11 protein-coding genes and 3 pseudogenes are annotated in these 11,661 nt (G+C 74.2%); 7 read left to right on the top strand and 7 right to left on the bottom strand.

Annotation, left to right across the window (positions count from 1 at the left end; all coding sequences use genetic code 11):
• Positions 1–291 precede the first annotated feature (291 nt).
• Together KYY02_RS04745 and KYY02_RS04740 are read right to left on the bottom strand one after the other, a co-directional pair.
• Positions 292–792 (bottom strand): metallophosphoesterase family protein, encoded by a 501-nt coding sequence (locus KYY02_RS04745; RefSeq protein WP_371236142.1) that lies wholly within the window; start codon positions 790–792, stop codon positions 292–294.
• 422 nt (positions 793–1,214) lie between these two features.
• Positions 1,215–1,748: pseudogene (locus KYY02_RS04740) on the bottom strand (PAS domain-containing protein); the annotation flags it as partial.
• 223 nt (positions 1,749–1,971) lie between these two features.
• Between KYY02_RS04740 and KYY02_RS04735 the strand changes: the two are divergent.
• The 5 genes from KYY02_RS04735 to KYY02_RS04715 all read left to right on the top strand — a co-directional run bounded on the left by KYY02_RS04735 (position 1,972) and on the right by KYY02_RS04715 (position 5,739).
• Positions 1,972–2,982: a Ppx/GppA family phosphatase gene (locus KYY02_RS04735; RefSeq protein WP_371236141.1), complete on the top strand. Its 1,011-nt coding sequence runs from the start codon at positions 1,972–1,974 to the stop codon at positions 2,980–2,982.
• A 28-nt stretch (positions 2,983–3,010) separates the two neighbouring features.
• Complete coding sequence (locus tag KYY02_RS04730) at positions 3,011–3,184, top strand: hypothetical protein (protein WP_371236140.1); 174 nt, start codon at positions 3,011–3,013, stop codon at positions 3,182–3,184.
• A gap of 687 nt (positions 3,185–3,871) precedes the next feature.
• Positions 3,872–4,885 (top strand): iron-containing redox enzyme family protein, encoded by a 1,014-nt coding sequence (locus KYY02_RS04725; RefSeq protein ID WP_371236139.1) that lies wholly within the window; start codon positions 3,872–3,874, stop codon positions 4,883–4,885.
• Positions 4,875–5,561, top strand: coding sequence for a HemK2/MTQ2 family protein methyltransferase (locus KYY02_RS04720; RefSeq protein WP_371236138.1), 687 nt, complete (start codon positions 4,875–4,877; stop codon positions 5,559–5,561). Before KYY02_RS04725 ends, KYY02_RS04720 begins: the two co-directional genes overlap by 11 nt.
• Entirely contained in the window at positions 5,542–5,739 is a 198-nt protein-coding gene (locus KYY02_RS04715; protein WP_351997790.1) for a CDGSH iron-sulfur domain-containing protein, read from the top strand. The genes KYY02_RS04720 and KYY02_RS04715 overlap by 20 nt, the downstream gene beginning before the upstream one ends.
• A gap of 151 nt (positions 5,740–5,890) precedes the next feature.
• Here KYY02_RS04715 and KYY02_RS04710 read toward each other — a convergent pair whose 3' ends face one another.
• Entirely contained in the window at positions 5,891–6,325 is a 435-nt protein-coding gene (locus KYY02_RS04710; protein WP_371236137.1) for a subtilase-type protease inhibitor, read from the bottom strand.
• A 324-nt stretch (positions 6,326–6,649) separates the two neighbouring features.
• Here KYY02_RS04710 and abmR point away from each other — a divergent pair.
• Together abmR and KYY02_RS04700 are read left to right on the top strand one after the other, a co-directional pair.
• Positions 6,650–7,218 (top strand): annotated as a pseudogene (abmR, locus tag KYY02_RS04705) (ATP-binding transcription factor AbmR).
• Between the two features lie 161 nt (positions 7,219–7,379).
• A pseudogene (locus tag KYY02_RS04700) lies at positions 7,380–7,522 on the top strand (alpha-hydroxy-acid oxidizing protein); the annotation flags it as partial.
• Positions 7,523–7,734: 212 nt separating this feature from the next.
• Here KYY02_RS04700 and KYY02_RS04695 read toward each other — a convergent pair.
• The 4 genes from KYY02_RS04695 to KYY02_RS04680 all read right to left on the bottom strand — a co-directional run bounded on the left by KYY02_RS04695 (position 7,735) and on the right by KYY02_RS04680 (position 11,597).
• Complete coding sequence (locus tag KYY02_RS04695; protein ID WP_371236282.1) at positions 7,735–8,067, bottom strand: ricin-type beta-trefoil lectin domain protein; 333 nt, start codon at positions 8,065–8,067, stop codon at positions 7,735–7,737.
• A gap of 543 nt (positions 8,068–8,610) precedes the next feature.
• Positions 8,611–8,988 (bottom strand): toxin Doc, encoded by a 378-nt coding sequence (locus KYY02_RS04690; RefSeq protein WP_371236136.1) that lies wholly within the window; start codon positions 8,986–8,988, stop codon positions 8,611–8,613.
• 3 nt (positions 8,989–8,991) lie between these two features.
• On the bottom strand, positions 8,992–9,237 hold the full coding sequence (locus tag KYY02_RS04685) for a hypothetical protein (RefSeq protein WP_371236135.1): 246 nt from the start codon (positions 9,235–9,237) through the stop codon (positions 8,992–8,994).
• Between the two features lie 116 nt (positions 9,238–9,353).
• Positions 9,354–11,597, bottom strand: a complete 2,244-nt coding sequence (locus KYY02_RS04680) for a glycoside hydrolase family 9 protein (protein WP_371236134.1) — start codon at positions 11,595–11,597, stop codon at positions 9,354–9,356.
• Between the last annotated feature and the right edge of the window lie 64 nt (positions 11,598–11,661).

Genomic DNA, 11,661 nt, shown 5'->3' with positions numbered 1-11,661 from the left:
ACGCGGCAACCAGTATCGACACCCTGTCGGCCGGACGCTCCGCCGATCGTGACGGAGAGCGCGGCCCTCCGGCCCCTCCAGCCACCTGATCCACCCGGCTCCCCTGGTTCCCACCGGTCACGACGGGACGCCGACCGGACGGACGGGAGAGAAACCCGGAGACACGCGTGTGAGTCCCGCGGGAGGGGGTAGTCGCCCGGTACCACCTCCGATCGTGGGAAGGAGGTCCGTGAGAGCGCATCCACTCGCAGTGTCCGGGCCGCTTCCACCGACACGAAGCGGTCCGGCCCGTCAGCGCCGGGGCAGCCGGTGGAGTTCCACCTCCGTGAGCCGGCCCCCGGCGACCGTGGCGGTCATATAGGTGCAGTGGGGCTGCCGACGGCGGTCCGTCGGCGATCCCGGGTTGAGCAGACGCAGTCCTGTGGGAGCGGTGGTGTCCCACGGGATGTGACTGTGGCCGAACACCAGCACGTCGACCCCGGGGAAGCGGGCGGCGCACCGGTTCTCCCTCCCCCGCGCCGGGCCCGTCTCGTGGACCACGCCGAAGCGCACCCCGTCGAGATCCGCGTACGCGGTCTCCGGCAGACGGGCCCGCAACGCGGGCCCGTCGTTGTTGCCGTACACGCCGACGAGCCTGCAGCTGCGGCTCTCCAGAAGATCGAGGGTGGCGGTGTCGACCCAGTCCCCCGCGTGGAACACGACGTCCACGCGAAGAAGTTCGTCCAGCAGCCGCGCGGGCAGCCGCTTGGCGCGCTTCGGCAGGTGGGTGTCGGAGGTCAGGAGCAGTCGCACGGGCGGCAGACTATGCGGTGCCGCTCCCCCGGTGCGGCGCCACGCCTCGAGCGACCCGGCGGGCCGGTCGGCCGGCGGTCGTCCCGGCGGGTTCCCGGCGGGTTCCCGGCGGGTTCCCGGCGGTGGGGCGGACCGGGACGCGACGACCGCCTGCGCAGCCGGGCGCCGTCGGTCACCAGGACGGACCCGAGGCCGCGGTCGCGCATGATGCGGGCGGCCTCCGCGACCGAGGTGCGCGGCCCGACGATCGCCGGAGCACCGGTCGTGGTGTCGCGCACGTGCTGTGCCCTGACGTCTCCCTCTCTGTCTCCCGGTGGCGCCCCGGATGCCCGGCGGAGCGGTGGGGTCACCGGGCGCGGGTGTTCCCGGCGACCGTCAGGGCCGCACCACGAACTCCTCCCACACCTGCTGGCCGCCGCTGACCGGAAGGGTCGCCACTTGGGCGGGCCGGCGGGCTGGAGCACCCGGAACTCCAGTTCGCGGTCGCCGATCGTCATGTGGTCGGCCTCGACGGCGGACATCAGTGAGGGCAGGTCCTCCGGCACCGTCAGGCCCAGCAGGGTGTCCACCCGTCCGTCGAAGCCGTCCGGGTCGATGCCGAACAGCTCCAGGATGTCCTCGCCGCCCCGGACCCGCCCGGTGTCCATGGCGAGGATGAAGCCGTCGGGGCCCAGGGAGACGCCCTCGGCGGGGGCGGCCTGCGCGGGCAGGGCGGGGGCCTCGGCGACGAGGCCGAGACAGAGGCGGTCGTCGGCGTCGAAGCCGTCGGCGCGCCCGCCGACCGCGAGCAGGAAGCCGCCGCCGCGCACGGGCAGCGCCGCCAGGAAGAAGTCACGGCTGGGCACGCGCCGCGACTGCGCTTGTGCGGCGAGGTCGTCCGGCCCCGGCCACACCGACCGCCCGCGGTGGGCCTCGGCCACCGGGGCGCGCCCGGTGACGGGACAGCCGTCCCGTACCCGAGGACGGCAAGGTGGTCCAGCAGTCGCCTGCCGGACCGGCTCCAGGCCAGCACCGGCGGGCGGCTGCACGAGCTGGTGCGGCGGCAGCCGGCGTGAGCTGCCGGGCGTCCACGGCGCACACGTCGACGGACGGTCACCGTACGGTCACGCCTGTGGCACGTCTTCGCCGTATGCGGGAGCCCGCCCGTTGCTCCGCGCGGTAAGCGGGTACCCACGGGCCATGCGAACCAGCGTGATGGATGTCGGATCGAAGACCGTCAGACTCGTCGTGGCGGACACGGCGGGCGGGGCGCCGCTGCCGGTGCACACGGCGAAGTGGCCGCTCAGGCTGTCCGATGAGGTCACGCCCGGGGAGCCGGTGCCGGAGGAAGCCGTGGAGCGCCTCGTGGACGCCGTCGCCGCGGCGGACAGGACCGCCGCGCGGTGGGGCGCGCCGGGGCCCCTGGCGTTCGCGACCGCCGTGGTGCGCAGCGCCCCGAACCGGCAGGAGGTGCTGAGCACGGTCCGGGCCCGGGCCGGCGTCGACCTGTGCACGCTGCCCGGCGAGGTGGAGGCCGAGCTCACGTTCCTCGCGGCCCGGCGCTGGATGGGCTGGCGCTGCGGGCCGCTGGCGCTGCTGGACATCGGCGGGGGCTCGCTGGAGGTCGCCTTCGGACGCGGCCGGCTGCCCGACTTCGTCGCCTCCCTGCCGCTGGGTGCGGGCCGGCTCACCCACGAACACTTCGCGGACGCGGATCCGCCTTCCCGGGAGCAGGTGCGGGCGTTGCGCCGGCGGGTGCGCCACCAGCTGCGGGACGTGGCGGCCCGGATCCGCTGGGAGGGACCCCGTACGGCGGTGGCCACCTCCCGCACCTTCCAGCAGTTGGGGCGGCTGTGCGGGGCCGCGCCCGGACGGCACGGCCCGTTCGTGGAGCGGGAGCTGTCCTGCACCGACCTGCGAAGGGCGATCGACCGGCTGGCCGCCCTGTCCGCCGCCGAACGCGCCCGGCTGCCCGGGATCTCCGCCCCGCGCTCCGCGCAGAGCCTGGCGGGCGCGGTCGTGGGGCACACGGCAATGAAGCTGACCGGCCTGGACACGGTGACGATCTGCCCCTGGGCGCTGCGCGAGGGGGTGCTGCTGCGCCATATCGAGGACGGCCCCTCCTGGTGGGCGGAGATCACCCGCCTCAACGAGAAGGATGCGGCGGCCGCCGACCCCGTACCGCTGCGCATCGCCACCGCGCACGGCTGACCCCGACGTACGACGTAAGGAGAGACCCGTGTCCGAGCAGGACGACCGCAAGAAGCCCGAGACGGCCGTCGAGGAGGTGCTGCGCGAGGTCGAGGACGCCGAGCGGCACGCCGAGGGCTCCGCCGGGCGCCACCACCGGGGTGAGGGGGGAGACGCCCTCACCCCGAACATCGAGGCGCAGGAGGAGTCCCGGGGCGACTAGCGGGTGCTGCCGCGGCGGCGGGCCGAGAGGGCGGCGCCGCCGGGGCCCGGGCGACGTCCAGCAGGCCGGCGGCCATGGCGCGGGCGGTCCTGCGGGACCAGCCGTGACCGCTTCCGCCCTCCGGGAAGCCCGGTCCGGGTCCGGGGCCTGCAGCAGGTCCGCGCCTGGCCGGGGACGGTGCAGCCGAGGCCCGCAAGGACGCCGGCGATCTCGCCGATCACACGGTGTGCGTCGTCCCCGTCCCCGGGGACGACGGCTTCCGCCGCCCGGTTGCAAAAGACCGGCCGGCCCTCGTCGTCCGGCTCGGACAGCACCGCGCCCGTCCGCTCCGAAACCCGTTCGGCCGCCGACGAGGGCTGCCCGAGCCGGGCCGGGAGGCGAGGACGAGGGTCCCGGACGCGAGGATCTCCCCGTGGACGGGACGGGCGTCGTCCTCGTGCGCGGCCCCGCCGCCCCCGCCCGGAGCGATGTCCGGGGTCCGCCGCGCGGACGGCGCCGGCCTGCACGCCGTCCTTCCGCACCTGCCCGACGACGGTCCCGGGCGGCGCCTCGGCCCCGGAGGTCTCCGGTGACTTCTCGAGGGTGCAGTCGATCCCAGGTGCCTCCGTACGGTCACGGAGTGTCCCGCGGGCGGCCGGTTGCCTCGCGGACGGGGGTGTCCGCGAGCCGTCCGGGTACACGGGGCCCATGGAGCACACCTGCGAAGAACCCCGGCTGCCGGCGCCGCGCGGCCCCTTGAGCAGAGCGGTCGAGGACCATCTGCGGGCCGTCGGCCCGCTGCCTGCCGACGAGGAGATCACCGCCGCCCCCGTGTACGGCGACGACTTCCAGCTCGCCCTGTACCTCTGTTACGAGCTGCACTACCGCGGCTTCGCGGGCGTGGCGGCGGAGTGTGAATGGGACCCGGAGCTGCTGCGCGTCCGCGCCGCCCTGGAGGAGCGCTTCCTCACCGCGCTGCGCGCGGACGCCCGGCGGCACGACGACGTCGACGAGGCGCTCGCCGGCATCCTGGTGGAACCGGTGGACGGCACGGGCGTCAGCCACTTCCTGCGCGACGAGGGCGAACTGTGGCACGTCCGTGAGTACGCCGTCCAGCGGTCCCTGTACCACCTGAAGGAGGCCGACCCGCACGCGTGGGTGCTGCCCCGGCTGTGGGGCCGGGCCAAGGCGGCGATGGCGGCGGTCGAGTTCGACGAGTACGGCGGCGGTCGCGCCGACCGGGTGCACGCCCGTCTCTTCGCCGATCTGATGACGGACCTGGGTCTGGACCCCACGTACGGCCGCTATCTGGACGCGGCCTGCGCCGAACTGCTCGTGACGGTGAACCTGATGTCCCTCTTCGGTCTCCACCGCTCCCTCAGGGGCGCCCTGGTGGGCCACTTCGCGACGGTCGAGATCACCTCGTCGCCCGGCTCGCGACGGCTCGCCGAGGCGATGCGCCGCACGGGCGCGGGGCCGGCCGCCGAGCACTTCTACGACGAGCACGTGGAGGCGGACGCGGTGCACGAGCAGGTGGTGCGCCACGAGGTCATCGCCGGTCTGCTGGAGGCGGAGCCGCACCTCGCGGCGGACATCGCCTTCGGCGTGGACGCCACCGTGTTCGCCGAGGACCGCCTGGGCGAGAGGCTGCTCGCGGACTGGAGCGCCGGCCGGTCGTCGCTGCGTACTCCCCTGCCCCAGGAGTTCGCCCATGTTTCTTGACGGCGGGGGTACTCGGCGATCCGTGACTCCACTGGCGCCACCGGGCGTGTACGCCCCTCAAGAGGACACCGAGCTGCTGGCCGATGTCCTGTCCGACGAGCCCGTCCCTGAGAACGCGGACGTTCTCGACGTGGGGACGGGATCCGGCGCGCTGGCGGTCGAGGCCGCCCGGCGCGGCTACCGGGTGACCGCGGTCGACGTCTCACGGCGGGCGGTGTGCGCGGCGCGACTGAACGCGTTGCGGGCCGGTGTGCCGGTCCGGGTCCGGCGCGGCAACCTGTTCGATCCGGTGCGGGGTGAGTCGTTCGACCTGATCCTCGCCAATCCACCGTACGTTCCGGCACCCGGCGACGGCTCGCTGCCGCGGGGCGCGGCCCGGGCCTGGGACGCGGGCGGCGACGGACGGCTCGTCCTGGACCGGATCTGCCGGGAGGCGCCCGCGCTGCTGAGGCCGGGCGGAGTCCTGCTGCTGGTGCAGTCGGTGCTCAGCGACCCCGAGCTGACGGTCGGCGGGCTGCGGGCGGCCGGCACGAAGGCCGCGGTGATCCGGCGCCGGCGCATCGACTTCGGCCCGGTGCTGCGGGGCAGGGAGCGCTGGCTGCGGGAGCGGGGGCTGCTGTCCGTGACCGACGACAAGGAAGAGCTGGTGGTGATCCGTGCCGAACTCCCCGTCTGACGCCCCCCGTCGCGTCACCGTCCGGCGCAAGGGCCCCTTGCTGGTGGAGGGGCCGGTGGAGGTCGAGCTCGAGGACGGCACGGTCGTCGCCTCCGACCGTTTCCGGGTGGCCCTGTGCACCTGCCGCCGCAGCCGGCGGTATCCGTGGTGCGACACCAGCCACCGGGACCGGGCCTGAGCCGCCGGGCCGCGTGAGGGCCCGGCGGCCGGCGGGCGGCCCCACTCCGCCCGCCGGCCTCCTTGCGCGGGATCGCACGTTCCGCGGGAGGCCTGGTACTCCCCAGCCCATCGGCCGCCGCGCGGTCACGGGAAACCGTGCGATCCCGGTCTCAGAACGCGAAGACGCTCGAACCGTGAGCGTTCATCACGCACGCGTTGGGGAAGACCCGCTCGTAGGAGACGCGCTGTCCCCGCCACACCCCGTCGACGGTGACGAGCACCGGGTCGTACTCCTTGGTGCAGAGGACGCCCTCCCGCATCGTCAGGGTGTCGAGGTCGCCGCCGAGGCGGTTCATCTCCGCGCAGGCCGCTCCCGGGGCCGGGTGGGTGCCCGAGGGACCCGGGGCGCAGGTCAGGGTGACCGCGCGTTCGGGCATGACGGTCGTCGCGCTTTCGCCGTGGCCCACGGTGAGCACCAGGGCCGAGGGGGCGTAGAGCACGGACGGGGCGGTCCCCGGGGTTGCGAGCGCCGCCCCGGACAGGGGTGCGCAGACTGCGGCGGCCGTGAGGCCGAGGGTGGTGGCCCAGCGCGCGGTGTTCCGCATTGTGTGCATCCTTCCGCTCGTGTCGACGAGTCGCCGGCTCGTGCTCGGTCGGTGCCGAACCGGCGTGCCGGAGTCTGCCGAGTCCGCTCCGGAACTTCACATCGGGCATGTCGATTCCAGTAACCTTGCGTGTTGAATCAGTGGCTCGAAGTCACGGAACGCGCGGGGCGGAGCCCGGTAACCGCACGGGGACCGGATGCGCGAAGCGGCCAGATGGCCGGAATGCGGCCACTCGTTAATCGGCCTGAAACATTCCGATTCCGCTCTCCGCAGACCGTTCCATGACGTCTTGTGTTCATGAACCGGGCGAGTAATCGTCATTACATGAGGGCGGAGGAGCAGCGGGAACAACTGCGGGGCTGGTTCGCCGGCCGGCTCCCCGACGATCTCTTCGAGGAGCTGACCGAGGTCACGGTCGACCGTGAGGAGATCACCGCCATCGACCGCGTTCCCGGTCCCCGGAGGGGGAGGGACGCCTCGCCGGCCGAGCGGGAGGCGGCGGTCGGGGGCCGCGTCCAGGAGTTCCGGGAACGCACCCGAAACGACCGGATCGCGGTCGCCCGGGACGCCGAGCGCCGCTTCGGCCGGAAGGTCTCCCCCGGAAGGTCTCCCGGGGCGTGGAGTGCGACGGGCAGCGCGTCCTGTTCACGCAGGTGGCGGCGCCCGTCACGACCCGGCTGCGCCAGCCGGAGCGGCAGGTCCCCGACACCCTCATCGCGGGCGGGGCGGCCCGCAGCCGCAGCGAGGCACTGGCCTGGTGCGTACACCTGGTCCAGCGGCACACCGACGACCGGCTCAGCGAGCTGCGCGAGTCGCTGGAACACGTTTGGCGGGTGCGGGAGCGGGGGCCGGACAACGAGCCGGAGGGGGCGGAGCCCGGCGCCGGCGGGTGAACGGTGTTGTCGGTGGCGTTCGCCGCGGTGCGGGCACGACTCGATCCGTGTGGGTGGCCGGTCCGGGGCCCGGGCGTGGGGCGAGGTGGCTGACGAACTGCGCGCGGGCGGGCACGAGGTACATCCCCTGACGCTCTCCGGGCTCACCGGGAAGCAGGGGGTACGGGCTCGGCCTCGACGGACAGGCGGGGTCGAGCACGTGATCCGCTGCCTGCTCGCCGAACCCGGCCTCACCATGGCTCTGTCGAGGCGCGCCACCCCGTCCGCGACCGGCCCCGGGGTCCTCACGGAGACGACGGACTGATCCGCCACGACACGGGCCGGGGCGGCCCTCCGGGCCGGGTCCCCGCCCCGGCCGGGGATCACATGACCGGTTCGGCCGGTTTCGCGTGCCGGGCCGGCGAGGTGTCCGCGCCGCTGACGGGCAGGGAGGCCGTGTCCGTCCGTACCGGCTCGGGAATCCAGCGCTGGTCCACGGTCCGGTCGCGCGCCTCGACGACGATGTCGGCGTTCGCGTCAGGGGCCGCCGGAGTGAGGGTCAGCCGGACGTCCCAGCGGGGACCAGCTCGCCCTGCACGGTGGGGTCGTACCGCACGTCGCCCGCTGGCCACCGGGGTCGGCGCAGGCGCCGAGGACGACGGCACCGGCGCCCTTGCGGGAGTCCAGGCACAGACCGGGGTCGGCCACGCTGCGCAGCAGCCCGTCGTCCTCGTACGCCCACTGCTGGGTCCACGCCGAGCAGCAGTCCGCCAGCCGGGTCCCGGAGCCGTCCCGGGGCTCGTCCCGGGTGTCGAGGCAGAGGCCGGAGGCGACGTTGCGAAGCCGCGTCCGTTCCGGCGCGGTGGGGATCCCGGCGACGCCGGGCGGGAGGCGGAGGGCACGGCCGCGCGGCCGCCCGCCGCTCCGGTGGAGCCCGTCGGGTCGGCGGCGCCGCCGTCCGGGGAGGGGAGGACCCGGCGATGAGCACGCTCACCAGCACCCCGGCGGACACCGCGCCGAGGCCGGTGAGCAGGGTCCTGGTGGAGCGCACCGGGTCCGGGAACGCGAGGCCCGTCAGCCGTCCGGGGGGCGGGGATGCGGGACAGCACGCGGTGCCGGCCCGCTGCCGGGCCGCCCGCCCCGCGCCGGCGACGGGCGGCGCGTCCGCCGCGCGGGCCGGCCGTCGTGCGCCCCGGGCGCGAGTCGAGGTAGCGCCGGGCCCCCACCCGAGCACCGCCTCGGCGAGAGGCGTGCCCAGTCCGCCCTCGAAGTGGCTCGGTTGCTCGGCCGTGTTCCGGCAGTGGCGGCACTCCGGCGCCCCTCCTGCGTGCGAAGACGGCGCCCCCGGCCCTCCCGCCCCCGGCAGGGGGCCCGAAGGGCTTCCGGTATCCCGCGCGGTCCGTCCGGCGCGGTTCAGATCTGCCAGGAGCGCAGCCGGTCGGCCGCGCCGTAGATGTCCGTCTCGCCGGAGATCAGGTCCCGCGCCAGATCGACCAGGGCGCCGTAGGGCGGGTCGATGCCGGCCCCGCTGACGAACATGTAGGCGACCGCCGTGGCACAGGCGAAGCGGGCGTTGGCCGAGGGCAGCGGCCGGAGCACGGCGAGGGTGTGCAGCAGGGCCGCCGCCCGCCAGGCCGGATCGGAGTCGACGCCCAGCCGGGGCGGGTCCACCCGATGGCGGGCGACGGCCGCGACCAGGGCGGAGAAGTCGTTGACGGTGGGCTGGTCCGGGAGGACCTCCTCGTGCCGCTGGAGCAGCCAGGGCACGTCGATGTGGAGCACGGACGCCATCGGTCAGGCAGCCCGTCCCTCGCGCCTGGCGGAGGGTTCGTCGTCCGGGAAGGCGGCGGCGAACTCGTCGGCGTGGGAGGCGAAGAACCGGCGGAAGGCTTCCGCGCCCTCCTGCAGGGCGCGGTGGCGGGCTATGTCCGCCGCGGCCGCCTCCCGCACGAGCGCCTTCATGGACGTACCGCGCTCCTTGGCGATCTGCCGCAGGTCCTCGAGCTCGCGGTCGCTGAACTCCACGTTGAGAGCTGGCATGCCCTTACGGTACCGCTCGGGTACTGAATCGTAAATACACACAGGTCAAGCCGTACGGGAAGGGGTACCGGCCGGGGCTGCGGCCGAGTGGCCGCAGCCCCGGCCGGGAGCGGGCGTCAGCCCTGATCCGCCACGAAGGAGGCCATGCGGGTCAGGGCCGCGTTCCAGTTGATGGTGTGTTCGTTGGTGGACCAGGACTGGATGTCGTCGACGAAGCAGAACTGACCGACGCAGCCCTGGAGTTTCGACTGGGCGAAGGGGTCCTGGATGCTGGAGTTGGGTCCGCCGGAGAGCGTGCCGGCGGGCGGGTTCGGCAGGTTCGGGTCGAGCTGCCGGGCGTACCAGCGGCTGTGCTGGTTGTGCGCGTTGACCTCGCCGTAACCGGTGACGTACGACATGTTGAGGGCGTTGCGGCCCAGGATGTAGTCCATGCTCTGCAGCGCGCCGTCCCGGTACTTCGAGGCGCCGGTGAGGTCGTAGGCGGTGGCGAGGACGACCGCGTTGTTGAGCACCTGGTGGCTGGAGCCCCAGTCGTAGACGTTGCCGGCCGGCGCGTACGGCATCCCGTACGGGTGGGCCTTCAGCGTGGCGAGGTAGCCGTCGGCGCCCTTGATCACGGAGCGGCGGACCTCGTCCTTGCCGGGCAGCCGGTTCGGCACGGTCGCGAGGTCGAGCCGGCCGGCCGCGGCGGTGCGCGACCAGTCGAAGCCGGTCGGGCCGAAGATGTCGGCGGTGTGCACCGGGGAGTTCAGCACGTACTCCTGGAACTGCCGCTCCCCCGTGGTGAGGTACAGTTCCGCGGCCGCCCAGTAGAACTCGTCGGCCACGGTGTCGTCGGGGTAGGCGCCGCCGCCGATGCCGTCGTCCGGGTCGGCGAGGAGGTCCGGGTGGGCGAGGGCCGCCGTCCAGGCCTTGCGGGCCGCCGCGAGGGTGGTGACCGCGAACTCCTTGTCGTAGGAGCGGTAGAGCCGTGCCGCCTGGGCGGCCGTGGCCGCGAGGTTCAGGGTGGCCGCGGTGGTCGGCGGGTGCAGTTCCCGCTTCTGCGGGTCGTCGCTCGGCAGCAGCGGAAGCCCGGTCCACTGCTCGTCGTGGATCTTGTGGTGGGCCATGCCGGCCAGCGGCTCGCCCTCGGGAACCTGCATCTTCAGCAGGAAGTCCAGTTCCCAGCGGGCCTCGTCGAGGATGTCCGGGACCTTGTTGCCGCTCTCCGGGATGTCCAGCGTGCCGTCGCCGAGCTTGTCCGCCTCGCCGGTGCGGGCGTGCCGGGCACGTTCGTAGGTGCTGAGCACCTCCCAGGTGCTGATGCCGCCGTTGACGACGTACTTGCCGTGGTCGCCGGCGTCGTACCAGCCGCCGGTGACGTCGAGGGTGTAGTCGCAGACTCCGGGCCGGCAGGGCACCCGGCTGTCGCCCTGGTTGGGAGCCGTGCCCACGTGTCCGGCCGGGCGGCCGTAGCCGGGGCGCAGGTCGTCGCGGATCTCCGTGCCGCTGCGCTGGGTGTAGTAGTACTTCGCCGAGTCCAGCCGCAGCCGCTCGTAGGCGCTCGCGTCGATGTCGAAGGGCCGGCTGGTCTCACCGTCCGCGGTCAGGGTGTAGCCGGTGCCGCGCCCCCGGTAGGAGCCGAAGTCGAGGGAGTGGACGTTCTGTCCCGAGGAGGCGTCGGTGCCGCGCGGCACCGTCCAGCCCGTGCGGACCACCCGGCCGGCTCCGTCCTTCAGCCGCCAGGGCAGCCGCTCGCCGGCGTCGGTGACCAGGGTGGCGTTCTTCGGCCCGGAGGGCAGGTAGGCGACCTGGTTGACCCGGACGCGGGGACCGGTGTCGGGCTCGTACGGCTCGGGGGCCGCCCCGCCCAGCAGGGACACGTCGTCCACGCAGAACCGCCAGGGGTCCGCGCTGCCGCCGAGCTGGAAGCCGACCTGGGCCTGAGCGGTGTCGACGGGTGAGGTGAAGGTGTACGAGTAGGTGTCCCCCGAGACGCTGAGCTGCGGGGACACCTCGCCATAGGTGTCGTACGGCGCCGCCTGCAGGCCGACGATCGCCCGCACGACATGGCCGGCGGGCGAGCCGGTGGCGCTGAAGGAGAAGCGGTACGACTCCCCCTTCACCAGGGTGATGTCGTTCTGGCCGACGGCCGCGTCCCAGCGGTTGGCGGTGCCGCCGGGGACGTCGGCGCACAGGCGGCCCTCGGACGGGCCCGCGGCGACCCCGGCGGAGGCCCACCAGGAGTCGGTGCCGTTGTCGAAGGCACCGTTGCGGACCTGCTCCACCTCGTCGGCCCCGGCCTGGGCGGCGGGCAGCGCGGCGAGCGCGGTCGCCAGCAGTCCGGTCAGGGACAGCAGGGCGGTTCTGCGTCTGTTCACGTCTGGGCTCCTCTTGGGGAGGTGCGGGGGCGCGGAAGCGTATATGGGAGCGCTCCCATCTCCG

Source organism: Streptomyces pimonensis, assembly GCF_041380215.1.
Lineage (GTDB): Bacteria > Actinomycetota > Actinomycetes > Streptomycetales > Streptomycetaceae > Streptomyces > Streptomyces pimonensis.
Note: the sequence above shows the minus strand (reverse complement) of the source record. Positions and strands in the feature narration are given on the sequence as shown.

Coding starts and splice junctions, on each gene's coding strand:
- KYY02_RS04720 (WP_371236138.1), top strand. CDS start 4,875: ATGTTTCTTGACGGCGGGGGTACTCGGCGATCCGTGACTCCACTGGCG.
- KYY02_RS04690 (WP_371236136.1), bottom strand. CDS start 8,988: ATGGCGTCCGTGCTCCACATCGACGTGCCCTGGCTGCTCCAGCGGCAC.
- KYY02_RS04685 (WP_371236135.1), bottom strand. CDS start 9,237: ATGCCAGCTCTCAACGTGGAGTTCAGCGACCGCGAGCTCGAGGACCTG.
- KYY02_RS04710 (WP_371236137.1), bottom strand. CDS start 6,325: ATGCGGAACACCGCGCGCTGGGCCACCACCCTCGGCCTCACGGCCGCC.
- KYY02_RS04725 (WP_371236139.1), top strand. CDS start 3,872: ATGGAGCACACCTGCGAAGAACCCCGGCTGCCGGCGCCGCGCGGCCCC.
- KYY02_RS04735 (WP_371236141.1), top strand. CDS start 1,972: ATGCGAACCAGCGTGATGGATGTCGGATCGAAGACCGTCAGACTCGTC.